Here is a 19,933-nt window from a genome sequence, read left to right as displayed (position 1 = left end):
TCGGGTCAGGCGCGGGTGGACAGTTCGGACCGCTGCGCGCCGGGCTGCGCCGGCACGTCGGCCACCGGCTCGCCGGGTGCCCGGCGGACGTCGACCACCTGACCGGTCAGTTCGGAGATCAGCACGTCCAGGGAGGCCTGGGCGACCGCCTCGGAGGCGAGCAGCGTGTGCTCCGGCTCCTCGCCGAACGCCTTGGTCCGCATCGGGGTGGCGGTGCGTTCCGGGTTGACGCAGTTGACCCGTACGCCGAACTCCGCCCACTCGTCGGCGAGCGCCTGGGTGAGGTTGACCAGCGCGGCCTTGGTGGCCGAGTAGAGCGCGTACCGGGCCCGGCCCCGGGTGTAGGAGCTGGACGTGTAGAGCAGCAACTGCCCCTTGGTCTGCTGGAGGTACGGCAGCGACTGGCGGGCGATGGTGACCGGGCCGACGAAGTTGACGTGCAGGAGCCGGTCCATCGTCTCGTCGTCCATCTCGGCGAGCGCGCCCTTCTCCAGGATGCCGGCGGTGACCACCACGTGGTCGATCCGGCCGGTCGCCTCGAACGCGGTCTTCAGCGCGGCGGCCACGTCCTCGGCGCGCTCCACGTGCGTGCCGGTGCTGGACCGGCTGAACGGGAAGACCTGGGCGCCGTAGCGGCGGGCCAGCTCGGTGAGGTCGTGCCCGATGCCGTAGCTGCCGCCGAAGACCACGATGGTCCGGCCGGTCAGCTCCTCGGCGTAGCCGCGGTGGCTGAGCCGGGGCGCCTGGGCGGCGGCGAGTTGGAACAGCTTGTCGGCCAGGTGCACGTCCACCGGGTGGGTGACCTTGATGTTCTCGTCCGAGCCGTCGATCACCTTGATCGGCGTGCCGGGCAGGTAGCGCAGCACCACACCGCAGTCGTCGGTGGCGGCGAAGTCGGGGTCGCCCTCGGCCCGCCGGTACGCCTCCCGGATGGTGCCGGAGCGGAACGCCTGCGGGGTCTGGCCGCGGCGCAGCCGGGACCGGACCGGGATGTCGGTGATGCAGTCGTCCGCGTCGACCTGGACGATCGTGTCGGCGGACGGGATGGCCACGTCGACCGCCGAGTAGCTCCAGAGCGCGTTCACACACTCGCGCACGATCCGCGCGCTGACCAGCGGGCGGACCGCGTCATGGAAGAGGATGTTGACGTCGCCCTCGCCGACCGCGTCGAGCGCGATCCGGGTGGTGTCGTTGCGCGTCTCGCCGCCCTCGATCACCTTGGTGACCTTGCGGAAGCCGGCGCCGGCGACGATCCGTTCGGCGTCCGGCACGTGGCCGGTGGCCATCAGCACGATGATCTCGTCGATCTCCGGCGCGGCCTCGAAGACGGCAAGCGTGTGCTCGATGATCGGCTTGCCGGCGATCTTCAGGAGCTGCTTCGGGATGCCCAGACCGAGGCGGGTCCCGGTGCCCCCGGCGAGGATCACGGCCACCGTACGCGTGGGGCGCCAGGGTGCCGGGCTCGCCGGCGCGGCGTCCGGTGCGGTGGTGTGGTCCTGCGTCATTGCCGTACCTCACTCTGGGTGAAGGGGATGGGTCCGGAAACCTTAACGCGTACGACGGAGCGCACCGCCCGGACCGATCCCGGGTCGGTGCGCTCCGGCGGGTTACTTCTGGTTCTCGTAGGCGTCGCAGACCTCCTGGGTGGGGCCGTCCATCCGCAGGACGCCGCTCTCCAGCCAGATGGTCCGCTCGCAGGTGTCCCGGATCGAGCCGATCGAGTGGCTGACCAGGAACACGGTGCCGGCACTGTCGCGCAGCTCCCGGACCCGCTGCTCGCTGCGGACCCGGAACTTGCGGTCGCCGGTGGCCAGCGCCTCGTCGATGAGCAGCACGTCGTGCTTCTTCGCCGACGAGATCGCGAAGCGCAGCCGGGCGCCCATGCCGGAGGAGTAGGTGCGCATCGGCAGCGAGGCGAAGTCGCCGCGCTCGTTGATCCCGGAGAACTCGATGATCTCCGGGGCGATGCGCTTGACCTCCTCCGGCGGCATGCCCATGGCCAGGCAGCCGAGCACCACGTTCCGCTCGCCGGAGAGGTCGTTGAGCAGCGCGGCGTTCACGCCGAGCAGGGACGGCTGGCCCTGCGTGTAGACCGCGCCCCGGGCCGGCGGGAGCAGGCCGGCGATGGCCCGCAGCAGGGTCGACTTGCCGGAGCCGTTGCTGCCGATCAGGCCGATGGCCTCACCCTCGTACGCGGTGAAGCTCACCCCCTTGACGGCGTGCACCTCGCGGATATTCGGCGCCTTGGTGCGGGAGACGATCCGCTTGAGCGCGGAGACCGGGGTGGTGCCGCCGGCCGCGCCCTTGTGGATCCGGTAGATCACGTGCACGTCGTCCACCACCACGGTGGGGACGCGGCCCGAGTCGGTCACGGTGCCGGCGTTCACCGGCAGGGTCTGCTCAGCCACGGCCGTACTCCTTCTCTCCGCGCCAGAAGTAGACGAACCCGCCGACGCCCATGACGACCGCCCAGAACACGCCGAGCGCCCAGAGCTTCGGCGGGGAGCTCACCATGTTGGGCTGGTGCGAGTCGAGCAGCGCGTAGCGGGCCAGCTCGATGAAGACCAGCGGCGGGTTCCACTCCAGGATGCTGGCCGCCCAGGACGGCAGGTGCTCGCGCAGCAGCGCCACCGGGTAGAGCACGCCGGAGGCGTACAGCCAGGTGCGCATCACGAACGGCATGATCTGCTTGAGGTCGGCGACCTTGGAGCCGAGGCGGGCCATCACCATGCTCAGCCCGACGTTGAAGATCGTCTGGAGCAGCAGCATCGGGGGCAGCAGCAGCCAGCGGAACGTGACCGGCTCGCCGGTGAGCAGCACGATCGCGGCCAGCACCACCATCGACATGAGGAGCTGCTGGAGCTGCACCAGGGTGACCGTGATCGGCAGCGCGGCGCGCGGGAACTGCAACGCCCGGATCAGCCCCAGGTTGCCGGTGATGGCGCTGGTGCCGTTCGTGGCCGCGGTCTGGGTGAAGATGAAGATGAACACACCGGTGCACAGGTACGCGATGAAGTTGTTCACGTTCCGGTGCTGGGCCAGGATCAGCCCGAAGATCAGGAAGTAGACCGCCGCGTTGGTCAGCGGGGTCAGCACCTGCCAGAGCTGGCCGAGCTGGGTGTTGCTCAGCGAGGACGCGACCTTCGCCCGCGAGTACGCGGTCATGAAGTGCCGGTACGCCCAGAGCCGGCGGGCGTACTCGCCCAGGGGCGGTCGTTCCCCGGCGACCCGCAGTCCGTACCGCCCGGCCAGTTGGGCCCGGGTCAGTCCGGATTCGGGGTCGGCCACCGCGGTGTTGGCCATGGTCAGGCGCTCCGATCTTTTCGTGCCGATGGGGAGCAGTGCGGTGAAGACATCCAGCGTGGCCGGGCGGGGAGGAGCCGCCTCGCTGCTGCATGGAAGGTAGTCCACCGAACGTCGGGACGCAACCGTACCGTCGTTGCGCTACATTGTCCCACGTGACGACCGAGAAGAGGCGTGCCCCGGCCGGCGCGGCGGTGCTGCGCGGCGAGATCACCAGCGCCATCCGCACCGCCGTGATGCAGGAGTTGGCCCAGGTCGGCTACGGTCGCCTCTCGATCGAGGCGGTGGCCCGCCGGGCCGGCGTGAGCAAGACCGCGATCTACCGACGGTGGCGTTCCAAGCTCGACCTGGTGCTGGACATGGTCTCCGCGGTGGCCGGGCGGAACATCCCGCTGCTGGACACCGGGAGCCTGCTGGGCGACCTGGAGATCCTGCTGCACGTGATGGCGCGTGCGTTGCGTCACCGACTGGCCGCGCAGATCATCCCGGACCTGCTGGCCGAGGCGGCGCGCAACCCCCAGATCGCCGAGAAGCTGCAGACCGCGCTGGACGACTACCAGCAGGCCGTCGGCCGGATCCTGATCGGCCGGGCGGTGGAGCGCGGCGAACTGTCCCCGGACACCGACCGGCGGGCCGCGGTCGACCTGATCGTCGGGCCGGTCTACTGGCGGATGGCCATCTCCCGGGCCCCGCTGGAAGCGGCCGAGGTGCCCCGGATGGCCGCCGCGATCGTCGCGGCGCTGCGGGTAGCATGCTTGGGGCCTGCCCGCGACGAGGTGGAAGTGTGAGTCACCCGTCGATCATGAACAGCGCGGAACATCCGGTCGGACACTGAGCGCGAACGCAGCGTTTTCCGTCCAGACCGCTACCATCCCCCCGAACGTCCCCCACAGTCACGCGTCGACAGGAGGAAGCCCCATGGCCGGGCCGCATCCAGAGTTCATTCCCCCAGCACGACCGATCATCGGCGAGGCCGAGATCGAGGCGGCTGTCCGGGTGCTGCGGAGCGGCCGGGTGGTGCAGGGCCCCGAGGTCGCCGCGTTCGAGGAGGAGTTCGGCGACCTGGTCGCCGGCCGGCACTGCGTCGCCGTCAACTCCGGCACGTCCGCGCTCCAGCTCACCCTGATGGCGCTCGGCTTCGGCCCGGGCGACGAGATCATCGTGCCCTCGTTCTCGTTCGCCGCCAGCGGCAACGCGGTCCGGCTGGTCGGCGCCGAGCCGGTCTTCGTGGACATCGAGCCGGGCAGCTTCTGCGTCGACCCGGAGGCGGTCGCCGCCGCGATCACCCCGAAGACGGTCGCCATCATGCCGGTGCACCTCTACGGCCACCCCGCCGCGATGGACCGGATCATGGCGATCGCGCAGCAGCACGGCCTGGCCGTCGTCGAGGACGCCGCCCAGGCGCACGGCGCCGAGCTGAACGGCACCCCGGTCGGCGCGTTCGGCACCGCCGGCTGTTTCAGCTTCTACCCGACCAAGAACATGCACTCCCTCGAGGGCGGCATGATCACCACCGCCGACGCCGGGCTCGCCCGCACGCTGCGGCTGCTGCGCAACCAGGGCATGGAGCAGCGGTACGCCAACGAGATCGTCGGCGCCAACATGCGGATGACCGACGTGGCCGCCGCCATCGGCCGGGTGCAGCTCGGCCAGCTCGCCGGGTGGACCGAGCAGCGTCGCGCGAACGCCAAGTTCCTCGACTCCGCGATCACCGGCATGGTCACCCCGCCGGTCGCCGACGGTGCGAAGCACGTCTACCACCAGTACACGGTGCGGGTGACCGGCGACCGCGACGCCGCCCAGGCCCGCCTCACCGAGCTGGGCATCGGCAACGCGGTCTACTACCCGACCCCGATCCACCGGCTCAAGCCCTACCTGAACGCCGACGGCCAGCCCGGCCCGTGGGAGCTGCCGGAGACCGAGCGGGCCGCCGCCGAGGTGGTCTCGCTGCCGGTGCACCCGTCGCTGAGCCAGGCCGAGCTGGAGCGGATCGCCGACGCCGCGAACGTCGCGGGCGGTGCCCGATGAGCGGGGGACGCAAGCTGCGCGCCGGGCTGATCGGCCTCGGCGCCATGGGCCGCAACCACGCCCGGGTGCTGTCCAACCTGGACGGCGTCGAGCTGGTCGGCATCGTCGACCCGGCCGGTGACACGACCGGCACGCTGCGCGCGCCCGTCGTGGCCGAGCTGAGCGACCTGCTGGCGCTGGGCGTCGACTACGCGGTGGTCGCCTGCCCGACCGCGCTGCACGAGTCGATCGGCCTGGAGTTGGCCGCCAACGGCGTCTGCGCGCTGATCGAGAAGCCGCTCGCGCAGTCCGTCGAGGCGGCCACCAAGCTGGTCGACGCGTTCGAGACGGCCGGGCTGGTCGCCGGCGTCGGCCACATCGAGCGCTACAACCCGGCGTTGCAGAGCCTGCGTACCCGGCTGGAGGCCGGTGAGCTGGGCGAGGTCTTCCAGGTGGTCACCCGCCGGCAGGGCCCGTTCCCGCACCGCATCGCCGACGTCGGCGTGGTGATGGACCTGGCCACCCACGACATCGACCTGACCGCCTGGGTGACCGGCCAGGAATACACCTCGGTCGCCGCCCGCACGGTCTCCCGCAGCGGCCGGCTGCACGAGGACATGGTCGCCGTGGTCGGCACGCTCGCCGACGGCACCATGGTCAACCACCTGGTCAACTGGCTGAGCCCGCTCAAGGAGCGGTCCACCGTGGTCACCGGCGACAAGGGCTGCTTCGTCGCCGACACGCTCACCGCGGACCTCACCTTCTACGCCAACGCCGCCATCGACACCGAGTGGGAGGCGCTGCGCGCGTTCCGCGGCGTGGCCGAGGGCGACATGGTCCGCTACGCCATCCCGAAGCGGGAACCGCTGCTGGTCGAGCACGAGCGCTTCCGCGACGCGGTCGAGGGCAAGCAGAGCGACATCGTCACGCTGCGGCAGGGTCTGCGTACCGTGCAGGTGGCGGCGGCGCTGCTGGAGTCCGCGTCCGACGGCAAGGTCGTGTCGGTCGTGTCGAGCGGCAGCGACGCGGAGCCGGCGCTGCGATGAGCCCCGCGCCGGTGCGGCGGACGGTCTCGGCGGTACGGCGGCGGATCCCCCGGCGGTGGCGCATCGCGCTCCGCCGGGCCGCCGCCGGCACGCGGCCCTTCCAGACCCCGTCGGTACGCGAGCTGTGTGAGCTGCCCGCCGGCACGCCGCTCCTGGTGCACGCCGGCGGGATCACGGCGGACCGGGCGCTGGACGGGGTGCTCCGTACGCTCGACCGGTTGCCCGAGTTCCACCTCGCGCTGGTCTGCGACGAGGCGGAGCGGACGGCGGCCCGGGCCCTGGTCGACCGCGCCGGCAAGGCCCGTCGCCGGATCCACCAGGTGCCACGCCCACGCGCGGTGACCGCCGCGTTCCTCGCCTCGGCGGACGTGGCCGTGTTCGGCTTCGACCCGGACGCCGGCCTGGCGCTGCTGGACACCTACCTCGCCGCCGGGCTGCGGATCGTCGCGGCGGACAGCCGGGTGGTCCGCGAGCACCTGGCCCGACACGGGACCGGCGAACTCTTCGCACCCGGCTCGCTGCCCTCCTTCGCGAAGGCGGTGCAGCGGGCCCGGCAGCACGACGACGGGCCACCCGCGCCGGACGGGCCCACGGTCGCGCCGATCGAGGCCGGCACCCCGGGCCCCTGGCGGGCGCTCGGCACCGGTCCGGTCCGGTTGGGGCTGGGCACCGCCAACTACGCCGGGCAGCTCTCCGCCCTGGCCGTGGCGCTCACCACCGCCCGGACGGACGTCGGCGTCGAGCTGGTGATGGCCAAGCCGCCGGAGACCTACCGCTACCCGGCCGACCGTTACCTCAACTACCCGGGCGAGCACCGGCTCGACGTGCAGACGGAGCAGGCACGCCGGGTGCTCGGCTGGTACACGCACCTGATCGTGGACGCGTTCCGCCCGGTGCTCGGCCGGGCCAACGGCGACGACATCGCCGCCGACCTGCCCGCGCTGCGCCGGGCCCGGCTCAAGGTCGCGCTGCTGGCGCACGGCAGCGAGATCCGCCATCCGGGCGCGCACCTGGAACGGCACGCCGAGTCCGCGTTCCGGGACGCCGACCCCGAGCTGCGCGAGCGGCTCACCACGGTGGCCGAACGCAACCGGCGCACCGCCGAGGAGAGCGGCCTGCCGTTCTTCGTGACCACTCCCGACCTGCTGGACGACGTGCCGTTCGCCACCTGGGCGCCGCTGATCGTCGACGTGGACGACTGGGCCTGCGACCGTCCGGTGCTGGAACGCGCCCGGCCGGTGGTGCTGCACGCGCCGTCGAAGCGGTGGACCAAGGGCACCGACCGGCTCCTGCCCCGGTTGCAGGAGCTGCACGACCGCCACGTCATCGAACTGCGCCTGGTGGAGGGGCTGCCGCACCACGAGATGCGCCGCCAGGTGCAGGACTGCGACATCGTGGTCGACCAGCTCGTGATGGGCAGCTACGGCACCTTCTCCTGCGAGGGGATGGCCGCCGGCAGGGTCGTCGTGGCGTACGTCAGCGAGGGCCCGCACCGGGCCGCCGGCGTCCGCCCGCCGATCGCCAACGCCACGCCCGACACCCTCGTCAAGGCCATCGAGTCGCTGCTCGACGACCGGCCCGCCGCGGTCGCCCTCGCCGCGGAGGGCACGCGTTACGTCCGTGACCACCACGACGGGCGACGGACCGCCGAGGTCTTCGACGCCTTCCTCCGATAGCCCCGCCCGTGCCCGCCCCCGTCAACGAGGAGAAGCACCCGATGCAAGCTGGCTCGAACACCGATGCCCGACCGACCCGGGGACGGGTGGTGATGCTGGTCGACAACGGGGTCCACGGCGACTCCCGGGTGCAGAAGGCCGCCCGGTCCGCGGCGGACGCCGGCTGGGAGGTCGTCCTGCTCGGCATCCGCAACGCCCGCTCCGAGGTGGACACCTGGCGGATCGGCGGCGCGGAGGTGCGTCTGCTGCGCGTGCCCAAGCCGCTGCACCGGCTGCCCCGGGAGTACCGTCGCTCGCTGCGCCGGCCGCTGGCGTACGCGTCGACCAGCCGGGCCGCCTACCGGGTCCAGGAGATCAAGGCCTGGCAGGCCGACCTCTACGAGCGCCGGATCCGCGCCCGGGCGCTCGACGGCGGGCCACCCGCCGCCGTGCGGCAGGCGGCCCAGTTGCCGTCCCGTGCCGCCGCCACGGCGCTGGCCCGCTGGGTGCGGTTCCGCAACGGGGAGACCCACCGGCTGCGCAAGGCCCAGCTCGACCCGGAGGCGCCGCTCACCCGGCTGCCCATCCGGCTCTGGCAGAGCGTGCTGGGCAACCGCGCCTGGCGTCGGCTGGACCCCGGGCTGTGGGACTTCGAGCTGGCGTTCCGGACCGCGCTCGACGAGCTGAAGCCGGACATCATCCACGCCAACGACTTCCGGATGCTCGGCATCGGGGCGCGGGCGACGCTGCGGGCCCGGGCCGCCGGCCGGCACACCAAGCTGGTCTGGGACGCCCACGAGTTCGTGGGCGGCATCACCGGCCGGGCCGACAACCCGCGCTGGCTGCCGGCCCAGATCGCCTACACGGCCGAGTACGCGGCCTACCCGGACGCGGTGGTGACGGTCTCCGACACGCTCGCCGACCTGCTCCAGGAGACCCACGCCCTGCCCGAGCGGCCGGCCGTGGTGCTCAACGCGCCGATGGCCCCGCCGGCCGAGGCCGAGGGCGAGGTGCCGGACCTGCGGGCGCTGTGCGGCGTGGACGACCGCACGCCGGTGCTCGTCTACTCCGGCGCGGTGAACCCGAGCCGGGGCTGCCAGATCATGGTGGAGGCGCTGCCGGAACTGCCCGACGTGCACGTCGCGTTCGTGACCATGAACCCGAACGGCGACAACACGTTCTCCGAGCGGCTGCGGGAGCGGGCCGTCGAGCTGGGCGTCGCGGACCGGGTGCACCTGCTGCCGTACGTGGCGCACTGGCAGGTGGTGCCGTTCCTGTCCGCCGCGGACGCCGGGGTCATCCCGATCCACCACAAGCCCAACCACGAGCTGGCGCTGATCACGAAGTTCCTGGAATACTCGCACGCCCGCCTGCCCATCGTGGTGAGCGACGTGAAGACGATGGCGCAGACCGCGCGGGCCACCGGTCAGGGTGAGGTGTTCACCGCCGAGGACCTGGCCGACTACGCGCGCGCCGTGCGGGCCGTGCTCGCCGACCCGCAGCGCTACCGGGCCGCCTACGACAAGCCGGGCCTGCTGGACGGCTGGACGTGGGAGGCGCAGGCCCGCATCCTCGACGAGGTCTACACCTCGCTGCGGGGCGTGTCCCGCGCCGGCGGGGCCCGCCCGCCGGCGTCCCGGTCCGCCGAGGACGAGCAGCAGCTCGCGGGCACCTCGCGCTGACCCGACGAACGAGTTCGGCCGGCTCCCCCGAGGGGGAGCCGGCCGAATCTGTTTCCGCCGGTCAGTCCGCGCTGCTCGGCGGCTCCAGCAGCAGCCGGTCGAAGTCCTTCTGGGTGACCGACCAGTCCCAGGTGCTCAACACGTGCGACGCCGCCGCCCGGCCCGCCTCGCGCCAGACCTCCTCCGACGCGGTGAGCGCCAGGATCCGATCGGCGGCCTCCTCCGGCGTGCCCACCACCCAGTCGCTCGGGAAGAGCGAGCGGGCGCTGTGCTGGCGGCCGGCGAAGAACGGCCAGTCGCGGACCACCGGCACGGCGCCGCTGGCCGCGCCCTCGACGAGCGCGCAGTGGAAGCTCTCCCGCAGCGAGGTGCTGAGGATGACGCCGACGTCGGTGAGCGCGCCGGGCACGTCGTCGGTGCGGCCGGCCCGCACCACCGCGCCGGCCGCCTCCAGCTCGGCCAGCTCGGCGTCGAGGTCCCGGACGTACGCCGCGACCGCCGGGCTGAGCTCCGGGTTGAGCGGGTCGCCGACCAGCTTGAGGCGGTACCTGTCGTCGCGGCGGCGCAGCTCCCGCAGCACGGCGAGGGCCCAGCGCGGATCCTTCGCCAGCGAACTCAACCCGACCAGCCCGAGCGTGAACCGGCTGTCGGCGGAGACCTTCGGCGCCACGTACCGGTGCAGGTCCATGGCGTTGAAGATCATGTGCGTCCGGGGCCCCTGCGGGGCACGCAGCCGCGGCACCGCGGCCAGCGCCAGGTCGCGGAGGTGCTCGGAGACGAAGACCACGTCGTCCACCCGGGACCAGTCGGTCACGTGCGGCCACCAGCTGAACGCCTCGAAGCTGTGCAGCCGGACGACCACCCGGGTGGTGCCCGGGTCGATCATCGACAGCATCGCGGCGCCCAGGTTGCACCAGTCCACGAAGACCGTGTCGGCCCAGTCGAGGTGCGGACCCCACGCCTCCTGGACCTCGCCGGCCCGCTTGGAGGCGCCGGCGAGCATGTGGAGCGTCACGTTCGTGCGGCCGTTGCTGAGCACCGGGAGGATCGACTCCTCCATCAGGTTCAGCCGGCGGACCTCCACCCCGGGCATCGCCTCGTAGCGGTCCAGGATCGGCCCGAGGAAGTTGTCGTTCAGGCCGGTGAAGAAGAGCATCCGGTGCGGCCGGTCGGCCGGCGGGAACGCCGCCGGCTGCTGCCGGCCGCGCGGGGTCGCCAGCGCCCGGCCGGCGTCGCTGTCGTGCAGCGGCGCGAGGAACTTCTCCGGGTCCTCGGCCAGCGGCGAGGTGGTGCCGTCGAACTGCACGATCCGGTGGAACAGCAGGTTGAACGCGCGCAGCACGTGCGGCGCGGCCTTGCCCGGGTTGCGCTTCCGGAGGAAGCCGTCGGCCAGTTTGAGCTGGCCCCGCACCACGGTCATCAGATGCTCGGGCACCCGGCCCTGGCTCAGCTCCGCGTCGACGATCGGGCCGAGGAGCTGCCCCCGGGTCGTCGGGCTCTTCAGGCGGCCCTGCGCCGCCAACGCCACCCGCTTCGCGCTGGCGCCGTGCCCGGACTTGAGCATGGTGCCGGTGACCCGCTGGGCGATCTTGCCGCGGTGCCGTTCCGGCAGGCCGGGCGCGGTGACCGCCCCCTGCCAGAACCAGCGCACCGGGCTGAGCTTCATGGCCCGCTTGCCGGTGCTCAGCTCGAACATCCGCTTCGCCAGGTCGACGGTCTGGGTGCGGGTCGCGCTCGTCAGCACGGACGGGGCGGGGCCGACGGTGTGCAGCCGGGGACGGCGGTAGCGCGCCGGGTCGGCCGACCGCTTCTCCACCGCGCGCAGCGCCGGGGCGATGCCGTAGACCGCGTCCGCGCGCCGGTACCGCTGGGCCAACTGCCAGACCGTGTGCAGCGCCTGCGCGTCCAGCGCGACCAGGACGTCGGCGCGCTTGGCGTGCCGGCGGACCCACGGGTCGCGCTGGGCGCGCAGCCAGGGCCGCCGGGCCGGGCTGGCCCGCTTGACCATCCGGCCGAACCGCGGGCCCAGCTCCTTGGCGGTCGGCAGCAGGTGCAGCTCGGCCAGCTCGGTGGCTGCCGGGATCCGCTCCGCCGGGTCGAACGTGGTGGCCACCCGTACGGTGACGCCCAGGGCGCGGAACTGCGTCAACGCGTCGGTGAGGACCGCCACCCGCCCGGGGACGGTGCCCATCACCATCAGGACCTCGATCATGACCTACCTTCTCGGGCCAGGACGCGCGCGCCGGCCGGGGACGTCCGCGGGGCGCCGGTGCCGAGGACCAGCTCGGTGACCTCGCGGACGGCGGGAATGAGCTGCTCCTCGCGGGCGTACTGCCGCGCCTCGGCGCGGGCCTTCGCCCGCTCCTGGGGGCCGGCCTCGCGGGCCATCGCGGCGGCCCGCCGGAACGCGCCGGCCAGCTCGGCCGGGTCCAACCCGACCGCGCCGGTCCAGAGCGGGTACGTCGACAGCACGGTGGAGGCGTCGTGGTCCGCCTCGTGGGCGGAGACCACCGGCATCCCGGTGGCCATGTACTCGTAGACCTTGCCGGAGGTCATGAACCGGCCACCGGTCACCATCAGCACCACCGCGTCCCACCGGGAGTAGAGGTCCACCACCTCGGCCTTGGGCACCGAACCGCCGACCACCACCCCGTCGACGGCGGCGGCCCGGAGCAGCTCGGCGTGGGCGTTGTCGCCGCGCGCCCAGGCCGCGCCGATGTGGCCACGGACCTCGAAGCGGGCGTCGGCCAGCGCCGGGTCCTCCGCGCGCGCCGTCCGCCAGCCCTCCAGCACGGCGCTCAGCAGCGGCACCGGCAGGTTGAGCGCGCCGAGGTAGCCGAAGGTGAGCGGCCGGTCGGCGGGGGCGGGGAGCGTCTCGGCCGGGATGCTGGCCGCGTCGTAGCCGTTGCGCACGACCCGCATCTTGTGCGCCAGCTCCGGATAACGTTCGCGGTACCAGCGGGAGATCGGCTCGTTGACGTTCCAGATGGCGATGGCGTTGGTGAGCAGCTTGATCTCCCACTGCCCGGAGACCGACTCCCGGGTGAACGCCTCGCCGTTGTTGATCACGTCGACCGACCAGCCGTCGCGGAAGTCCACCACGTAGGGGACCTGGTGGGTCTCCCACAGCTTCCAGGTGGCGGACAGGTTCACGTACGGGGCGCAGGTGGTGACCAGCAGGTCGACCGGCCGCTCCCGGTGGATCTGGAGCAGCGCCTTCTCCAGCGCGGGACGCCAGCCGCCGAAGACCGGCTCCGGGAAGATCTTCAGGTTCTGCTTGCGCAGGTCGGCCAGGTAGTCCAGGTGAGCCAGCGCGCGCTGCTCGGTGAACGCGCGGATGTCGGTCTCCAGGTCGTCCCGGAACAGCGGCAGCTTCACCACCCGGACGTGCGGGTCCACCCCCTGGGACAACGTGTGGTCCAGCCCGTACTCGCGCTCCCACGCCTCGTCCGCGATGGTGACCGCGGTCACGTCCCAGCCCGCCGCGGCGAACTGGTTCGCGGTCTCCCGCATCCGGTAGGCGCAGCTCTTGGCGGCCGGCGGAAAGCCGATGGCCAGATAGATCATGTGCGGTCGGGACCCGGACCGTCGCGGCCGGGGGAGCTTCAACGAGTCCCAGAGATTTCGCCCGTTGTTCATCGATTCCGATCCTGGGAGGGTGGGGGAGAGCGGAACGGCCCTCGGACAGCCTGCGGACCCTACAATAACGCCGTCCCGCGCGCCGGACGTGCCACCGAGGGGTGGGGGTCACCGCTTTCGTAGACTGCTACGCCATGACCTCGCCCGCGCCCGACACCCGCGATCGTGAGCCCGTCCCCGCCGGGGACGCCGAGGTGGCCGGTGGCGACACCCCCGGTCCGGCACCGGCGGCCGAGGGTCGTCCGGCTCGCCGGCGGTGGTCCCGGGTCGACGCGGTGGTCGCGCTGGTGTTCCTGCTCGGCGCGGTCTGGGTCACCGCTCGGGGCTGGCGGGACCCGGGCGGGCGACTGCTCGGCAGCCGCCCCAACGACCAGGGCTTCAACGAGTGGATGCTGGCGTACGCGGCGCACGCGGTCAGCCACCTGGAGAACCCGTTCTTCACCACGCTCCAGAACGCCCCGGCCGGGGTGAACCTGATGACCAACGTCGGGCTCCAGCTCCCCGGGCTGGTGCTCGCCCCGGTCACCCTGCTGTTCGGCGCGTCCTTCTCCTATCTGCTGTTCATCACGCTGAACCTGGCCGGCACCGGATACGCCTGGTACCACGTGCTCTCCCGGCACCTGGTCGACTCCCGGGCCGCCGCGTTCGTCGGCGGGCTGTTCTGCGCCTTCGCCCCGGCGCTGGTCTCGCACAGCAACGGCCACCCGCACATCACCGCGCAGTGGCTGGTGCCGTTCATCGTCTGGCGGGTGGTCGCGCTGTCCCGGGGCGGGCACGTGGTCCGCGACGGCCTGGTGCTGGGCGGGCTGGTGGTGGCCCAGTTCTTCGTGAGCCTGGAGATCCTCTTCCTCACCGCGCTCGGCTGCCTGATGCTGGTCCTGGCCCACCTGGCGGTGCGACCCCGCGACGCGCTGCGCCGGGCCCGCCCGATGCTGCCCGGGCTGGCGATCACCGCCGTGCTGGTGGGGGCCGCGGCGGCGTACCCGCTCTGGATGCAGTTCGCCGGGCCGCAGCACCGGGTGGGCCACCCGGGCACCCCGGACATCTACGCCCTGAAGCTCGGCTCGTACGTCAAATACGCCACCCAGTCGGTGGCCGGCGGCCCGACCAGCGCGGTCGGCTGGGCGCCGAACACCACCGAGCAGGCCAGCTTCTACGGCTGGTCGCTGCTGGTGCTCGCGGCCGGCGTGCTGTGGTGGCTGCGGCGGGACGTGACGGCCCGGGTGCTCGGCGTCGTCGGCCTGGTCTCGGCGCTGTTCTCGATCGGCACCACCTGGACGTCCGGCACCCGCCGCACCGACATCCCGGCGCCGTTCGCGCTGGTGCAGGACCTGCCCGTGTTCGACTCCGTGGTGGTGGCCCGGTTCGCGCTGATCACCACCGTGGCGCTCGGCGTCCTGCTGGCCGTGGCCGGCGACCGGCTCGCCGCCCGGCGGGACGAGCCGTCCGGGCGACTGGCCGCCCGGGTCGGCGCCGTCGCGGTGGCCGCCGCGCTGCTGCCGGTGCTGCCGGTGCCGCTGGAGGCGCGGGGCCGGACGCCGGTGCCGGAGTTCGTCACCGGTGGGGCCTGGCGCGACCACGTGGCGCCCGGTCGCACCCTGGTGCCGGTGCCGGTCAACGGCATGACGTCGCTGTACTGGAGTTCGGCCGCGGTGGCCGGCTTCGCGGTGCCCGAGGGCTACTTCCTCGGGCCGGTCTCGGCCACCGACGCGACCGGGCGGTGGGGCGTCGACCCGCAGCCCACCGCCAAGCTGCTCACCGCCGTGTCCCGGGGCGAACGGGACACCGCGGTCGGACCGGCCGACATCGCCCAGGCCCGCACCGACGTGCGGTACTGGAAGGCCGACGCGGTGGTGCTGCCGGACCGGGGGGCGCGCCGGCACGACGACCTGAAGGTCGTGCTCGACGCGCTGTACGGGCCCGGCCGGCGGGTCGACGACGTGTGGCTCTGGGACGTCCGGCCGGTCACCCGCTGACCGTCCGGCGGCGGGCCGGTCAGGGCGACTTCGTCCAGATCAGCAGCAGGTACCCGCCGAAGTAGCTGGAGAACACGACGAGCGTCACCAGCACCGTGCCGGCCCGGGCCCGACCGGCCCGGGCCAGGCCCACGGCCGCCGGCAGCAGCAGCGGGAACGCCGGCAGCAGGAACCGCGCCTTGGAGTGGTAGTAGCCGGCCGCGCCGAGCGTGGTCACCAGCAGCAGGCCGCTGTAGAGCAGCAGTTGCCAGGGCTGCCGGTCGAGCACGCTCAACACGAAGAACATCAGCGACACCAGCGCCACCACGGTGACCACCAGCAGCGGCAGCGCGGCCACCTGCACCAGCGCCTGCTGCCCCCGGTCGACGGTGTAGACGCCGAAGTCGAACGAGGTGCCCCAACCGGCCGACTGGATGTGGAACCAGCCGTCCGGCCGTCCGGTCCGCGCCCCCACCCAGGCCAGGTACGCCAGCCAGCCGGCGGGCGCGAGCAGCAGCGCCGCGTACGGCCGCCAGCCGTCCCGCCGCCGGACCACCGCCAGCAGCGCGGCCAGCCCGACCACCGGGATCAGGGACGAGGCGGTGGGCCGGGTCAGGCCGGCGAACAGGCAGACCACCCCGGCGGTGACCCAGTGCCGGCGCAGCAGCGCGTACAGCGTCCACGCGGCGAGCGCGGTGAACAGGCTCTCGCTGTAGCCCATCGACTCCACCACCGCGTGCGGCATCGCCGCCCAGAGCGCGGCGAGCAGGACGCCGGTGCGCCGGTCGTGCAGGTACGCGCCGATCGCGAACAGCCCCCACGCGGCGGCCAGCCCGGCCAGCCACGCCACCAGCAGCGCCGACTCGCGTGGGCTGAGCGGGGAGATCCGGTCCAGGGCCCCGGTCAGGCCCGGGTAGAGCGGGAAGAACGCCATGTTGCTCTGCGTCTTCTCGTACCCGTCGTACCCGTGCCGCGCGATCGCGAGGTACCAGCCACCGTCGGCCCGGGTGAGCTGCTCGACCGGGTTGCTCCCCACGTTGCCGGCCCAGATCCAGACGGTCAGCAGCCCGATGAGGCGGATCACGGCGTAGACCGCCAGCGCAGGCAGCGCGGCGCGGGCGGCGTGGCGCAGCCGCCCGGCGGGCATGGGCCGGGGCGGGTCGGGCGCTGCCGACGCCGGGCGGCTCGGTTCCTCGGTCGTCACCACGTCCATTGTCTGATCCATCCGCGCTGACCTGGAGTGATCCGGCGGCACGCGGGCCGCGGGCGGGCGGCCTACCGCCGGCCCGGCGACGACCCGGGGCGAGCGCCGGTCGTTGAACAGCATGGAGGGTAGCAATCGGCGCGACAGGTCACGGATCGCCGACGGCGGCGGGCGTGGCGGCCGGAACCGTTGTCGTAGACTCGCTCGGGTCCGCGGGCGCGGTGCTGGCGACGACGAAACGGGCAGGGATGGGATCTGACGGCACGACCGCAGCGGCGGGCCCCCGGGGACGGGTGGTCATGCTGGTGGACAACGGGGTCATCGGGGACTCCCGGGTGCAGAAGGCGGCGCGGTCCGCCGCCGACGCCGGCTGGGACGTCGTCCTGCTCGGGCGCGCGCCGGTGGGTCAGCCGCAGAGCTGGCGGCTCGGCGCCGCCGAGGTGCGCCTGATCCCGATGGCCGAGCCGCTGTCCCGTCGCCGGCACGAGTTCCGCCGCGCCTGGCTGCGGCATCCGCTGGCGTACCCGCCGAGCGGCGTCGCCGCGCACCGCACCCAGACGGTCCGGGCGTGGCGCGCGGACCTGGCCGTCCGCCGGGCGGCGCTGACCACCGCGGCCCGCGACTCCGGCGCCGGCCGCCCCGGCGGGCTGCCCTGGGCCACGCTGCGCGCCGAGGAGAAGCTGGCCGGCCTGACCCGCCGGTGGGTCGGCTTCCGCAACCGCCAGCTCACCCGCGCCCGCAAGGGCCGCAAGCTGGACGGCCCCTGGGACCGCGCGTACACGGCGTTCTGGCGCGGGCTGCGCGGCGACGGCGCGTGGCGCCGGCTGGAGCCCGGCCTGTGGGACTACGAGCTGGCCTACGGCCCGGTCGTCGACGAGTTGGCGCCGGACCTGATCCACGCCAACGACTTCCGGATGCTCGGCGTCGGCGCGCGCGCGAAGATCCGGGCCGCCGCCCGGGGCCGGCGGATCGCGCTGGTGTGGGACGCCCACGAGTACCTGCCCGGTGTGCAGCCGTGGCGGGACAACGCCCGCTGGCTGCCCGGCAACGTGGCGCACGAGCGGGAGTACGTGCCGTACGCGGACGCCACCACCACCGTCTCCGGCGGCCTGGCCGACCTGCTGCGCGAGGAGCACCGGCTGGCCGAGCGCCCGGCCGTCGTGCTCAACGCCCCCGCCGTCGACGAGTTGCCGGCCGACCCGACCGGGCCGGTGCCGGACATCCGCGCGCTGTGCGGGCTCGGGCCGGACGCCCCGCTGCTGGTCTACAGCGGGGTGGCCGCCGCCAAGCGCGGGCTGGGCGTGCTGGTCGAGGCGCTGCCCCGACTGCCCGGCGCGCACGTCGCCCTGGTGGTCAACAAGCCCACCTCGGCGTACGTCAGGGGTCTGGTCACCCGGGCCGGCGAGCTGGACGTGGCGGACCGGCTGCACGTGCTGCCGTACGTGCCGCACCACCAGGTGGTCCGCTTCCTGGCCGGCGCGCAGGTCGGCGTCATCCCGATCCAGCACTGGCCGAACCACGAGATCGCGCTGATCACCAAGTTCTTCGAGTATTCACACGCCCGCCTGCCGCTCGTCGTCTCCGACGTGCGGACCATGGCCGACACTGTCCGGGAGACCGGCCAGGGCGAGGTGTTCCGCGCCGAGGACGTGGCCGACTTCGTCCGGGCGGTCACCGCGGTGCTCGCCGATCCGGCGCGGTACCGCGCCGCGTACGACCGGCCGGGCCTGCTGGCCGACTGGACCTGGGAGGCGCAGGCGCGGGTGCTCGACGACGTCTACGCCCGGCTGCTGCCCGACGCGCCGCCCCGCCCGGCCACGTCGGCGTCCGCGCCGGCTCCGGCGGCGGTTCCGGCTTCGGTGGAGGTGGGCGCGTGAGCCAGCCGGACGTGACGGTGGTGGTGGCCGTCTACAACACCATGCCGTACCTCACCGCCTGCCTGGACTCGCTTGTCGGCCAGACCATCGGCCGGGACCGGCTGGAGGTCGTCGCGGTCGACGACGGTTCCACCGACGGCAGCGGCGCGGAGCTGGACCGTTACGCCACCCGCTACCCGGGGACGGTCCGGGTGCTGCACCAGGCCAACTCCGGTGGCCCGGCGGCGCCGAGCAACCTGGCGCTGGACCACGCCCGGGGCCGATACGTCTTCTTCGTCGGCTCCGACGACCACCTCGGGCCGGAGGCCCTGGAGCGCCTGGTCGCCGCCGCCGACCGGTGGGACTCCGACGTGGTGCTCGGCCGGATGGTCGGCACCAACAAGCGCTACGTGCACCAGGCGGCGTACGCCTGCACCGCGGAGCGGCTCGACCTGTTCGACAGCGCGCTGCCCTGGTCGCTGTCGAACACCAAGCTGTTCCGGCGGGACCTCGTCGAGCAGCACGGGCTGCGCTTCCGCACCGACATGCCGATGGGCAGCGACCAGCCGTTCACGCTGGAGGCGTGCTTCCGGGCGAAGAAGGTCTCGGTCCTCGGCGACTACGACTACTACTTCGCCGTCAAGCGGGACAACGCCCAGAACATCACCTACGCCAGCCGCTTCGAGGAGCGACTGCGCTGCGCCGAGGAGCTGGTCGCGTTCGTGGCCGGCCTGATCGGGCCCGGCCCGAAGCGGGACGCGGTGCTGGTGCGCCACTTCAGCTGGGAGGTGGCGAAGCTGCTCCGCGAGGAGTTCCTCACCCTCTCCCCGGACGTGCAGCAGCACGTCCACGACCGGGTCCGGAAGCTGGCCGGGGCGTACCTCACCGACGGGGTGCTCGCCCGGATGGAGCCGGCCCTGCGGGTGCGGCTGGCGGTGGCGCGCGACGGCGGGCTCGACGCGCTGCGCGAGCTGATCGGGCAGCAGGCCGACAAGACGCTGCCCGAGGTCACCGTGGACGACGGTCGCTGGTACGCGCACCACGTCGGGTTCCGCGACCCCGCGTTCGGCTACCCGGACGACTGGTACGACGTCACCGACCGGGCCGCCGCGCAGCTCGCGAAGCTGACCGCGACCGAGCTGGCCTGGGGGCGGGACGCGGCCGGCGCGCGGGCCCTGGTGGTCACCGCCCGGAGCCGGTGGGCGGAGCTGGCCGAGCTGAGCGCCGAGGCGCTGCGGGTCAGCGTGGGCGATCTCACGGGTGCCACGTCGGTGACGCCGGACGGGCCCGGTACCGTCGTACGGACCGACTTCGCGGTGGACCGGCTGTTGGCGGTCGTCGCGCCGAACGGGGAACGGCGGACGGTACGCGCCGAGGTGTCCGCGCTGGGCGGGGCCGGCTCGGCGCCGATGCGCACCGACCGACCCGTCGCCGCGCCCAAGCTGCTGGCCCGCCACGGCGCCCGGTTGCACCTCGTCACACCCACCACGAACCACAAGGGCCACGTGATCGTCGCGATCACGCCGGTGACCCCCGGTCGGTTCCTTGCCCGCCTGCGCCGCATCTGGCCCTCTGGAGGAAAGTAG

Annotated in this window: 14 protein-coding genes; 8 read left to right on the top strand and 6 right to left on the bottom strand. The window is 73.3% G+C overall.

Annotated features, from left to right (window positions below):
• Window positions 1-5 precede the first annotated feature (5 nt).
• From ACLQ2W_RS16510 to ACLQ2W_RS16500, 3 genes are all read right to left on the bottom strand, one after another.
• Window positions 6-1,505 (bottom strand): D-ribitol-5-phosphate cytidylyltransferase, encoded by a 1,500-nt coding sequence (locus tag ACLQ2W_RS16510; protein ID WP_405093419.1) that lies wholly within the window; start codon window positions 1,503-1,505, stop codon window positions 6-8.
• Window positions 1,506-1,607: 102 nt separating this feature from the next.
• On the bottom strand, window positions 1,608-2,408 hold the full coding sequence (locus ACLQ2W_RS16505) for an ABC transporter ATP-binding protein (protein WP_107156656.1): 801 nt from the start codon (window positions 2,406-2,408) through the stop codon (window positions 1,608-1,610).
• Window positions 2,401-3,303 carry an ABC transporter permease gene (locus ACLQ2W_RS16500; protein WP_107156657.1) on the bottom strand — a complete coding sequence of 301 codons (903 nt, stop codon included), beginning with the start codon at window positions 3,301-3,303 and terminating at the stop codon, window positions 2,401-2,403. Before ACLQ2W_RS16500 ends, ACLQ2W_RS16505 begins: the two co-directional genes overlap by 8 nt.
• Before the next feature lie 155 nt (window positions 3,304-3,458).
• Here ACLQ2W_RS16500 and ACLQ2W_RS16495 point away from each other — a divergent pair, with 155 nt between their 5' ends.
• The 5 genes from ACLQ2W_RS16495 (at window position 3,459) to ACLQ2W_RS16475 (ending at window position 9,693) form a co-directional block, all read left to right on the top strand.
• Window positions 3,459-4,091, top strand: coding sequence for a TetR/AcrR family transcriptional regulator (locus tag ACLQ2W_RS16495; protein ID WP_281934705.1), 633 nt, complete (start codon window positions 3,459-3,461; stop codon window positions 4,089-4,091).
• Between the two features lie 130 nt (window positions 4,092-4,221).
• Window positions 4,222-5,331, top strand: a complete 1,110-nt coding sequence (locus ACLQ2W_RS16490) for a DegT/DnrJ/EryC1/StrS family aminotransferase (protein WP_107156659.1) — start codon at window positions 4,222-4,224, stop codon at window positions 5,329-5,331.
• Entirely contained in the window at window positions 5,328-6,356 is a 1,029-nt protein-coding gene (locus ACLQ2W_RS16485; RefSeq protein ID WP_396770713.1) for a Gfo/Idh/MocA family protein, read from the top strand. Before ACLQ2W_RS16490 ends, ACLQ2W_RS16485 begins: the two co-directional genes overlap by 4 nt.
• The gene (locus ACLQ2W_RS16480; protein WP_425787177.1) at window positions 6,353-8,032 is read left to right on the top strand and encodes a glycosyl transferase family 1; all 1,680 of its coding nucleotides are present in this window, start codon (window positions 6,353-6,355) and stop codon (window positions 8,030-8,032) included. Before ACLQ2W_RS16485 ends, ACLQ2W_RS16480 begins: the two co-directional genes overlap by 4 nt.
• 41 nt (window positions 8,033-8,073) lie before the next feature.
• On the top strand, window positions 8,074-9,693 hold the full coding sequence (locus ACLQ2W_RS16475) for a glycosyltransferase family 4 protein (RefSeq protein WP_425787176.1): 1,620 nt from the start codon (window positions 8,074-8,076) through the stop codon (window positions 9,691-9,693).
• Between the two features lie 61 nt (window positions 9,694-9,754).
• Here the strand turns inward: ACLQ2W_RS16475 and ACLQ2W_RS16470 are convergent, their stop codons facing one another.
• Both ACLQ2W_RS16470 and ACLQ2W_RS16465 read right to left on the bottom strand, forming a co-directional pair.
• Window positions 9,755-11,905, bottom strand: a complete 2,151-nt coding sequence (locus tag ACLQ2W_RS16470; protein WP_425787175.1) for a glycosyltransferase family 1 protein — start codon at window positions 11,903-11,905, stop codon at window positions 9,755-9,757.
• Window positions 11,902-13,260, bottom strand: coding sequence for a glycosyltransferase (locus ACLQ2W_RS16465; protein ID WP_281934693.1), 1,359 nt, complete (start codon window positions 13,258-13,260; stop codon window positions 11,902-11,904). The genes ACLQ2W_RS16470 and ACLQ2W_RS16465 overlap by 4 nt, the downstream gene beginning before the upstream one ends.
• 206 nt (window positions 13,261-13,466) lie before the next feature.
• Here ACLQ2W_RS16465 and ACLQ2W_RS16460 point away from each other — a divergent pair, with 206 nt between their 5' ends.
• Entirely contained in the window at window positions 13,467-15,308 is a 1,842-nt protein-coding gene (locus ACLQ2W_RS16460; RefSeq protein WP_425787174.1) for a hypothetical protein, read from the top strand.
• A gap of 19 nt (window positions 15,309-15,327) precedes the next feature.
• Here ACLQ2W_RS16460 and ACLQ2W_RS16455 read toward each other — a convergent pair whose 3' ends face one another.
• Window positions 15,328-16,512: a hypothetical protein gene (locus tag ACLQ2W_RS16455; protein WP_425787173.1), complete on the bottom strand. Its 1,185-nt coding sequence runs from the start codon at window positions 16,510-16,512 to the stop codon at window positions 15,328-15,330.
• Window positions 16,513-16,790: 278 nt separating this feature from the next.
• Here ACLQ2W_RS16455 and ACLQ2W_RS16450 point away from each other — a divergent pair, with 278 nt between their 5' ends.
• On the top strand, window positions 16,791-18,368 hold the full coding sequence (locus tag ACLQ2W_RS16450) for a glycosyltransferase family 4 protein (protein ID WP_425787172.1): 1,578 nt from the start codon (window positions 16,791-16,793) through the stop codon (window positions 18,366-18,368).
• Window positions 18,365-19,933 carry a glycosyltransferase gene (locus tag ACLQ2W_RS16445; protein WP_425787171.1) on the top strand — a complete coding sequence of 523 codons (1,569 nt, stop codon included), beginning with the start codon at window positions 18,365-18,367 and terminating at the stop codon, window positions 19,931-19,933. Before ACLQ2W_RS16450 ends, ACLQ2W_RS16445 begins: the two co-directional genes overlap by 4 nt.

The sequence above is a fragment of the Micromonospora sp. DT227 genome, assembly GCF_049841835.1.
GTDB lineage: Bacteria > Actinomycetota > Actinomycetes > Mycobacteriales > Micromonosporaceae > Micromonospora.
The sequence above is the reverse complement of the archived record's forward strand: the minus strand, read 5'-3'. Positions and strand labels throughout refer to the sequence as shown.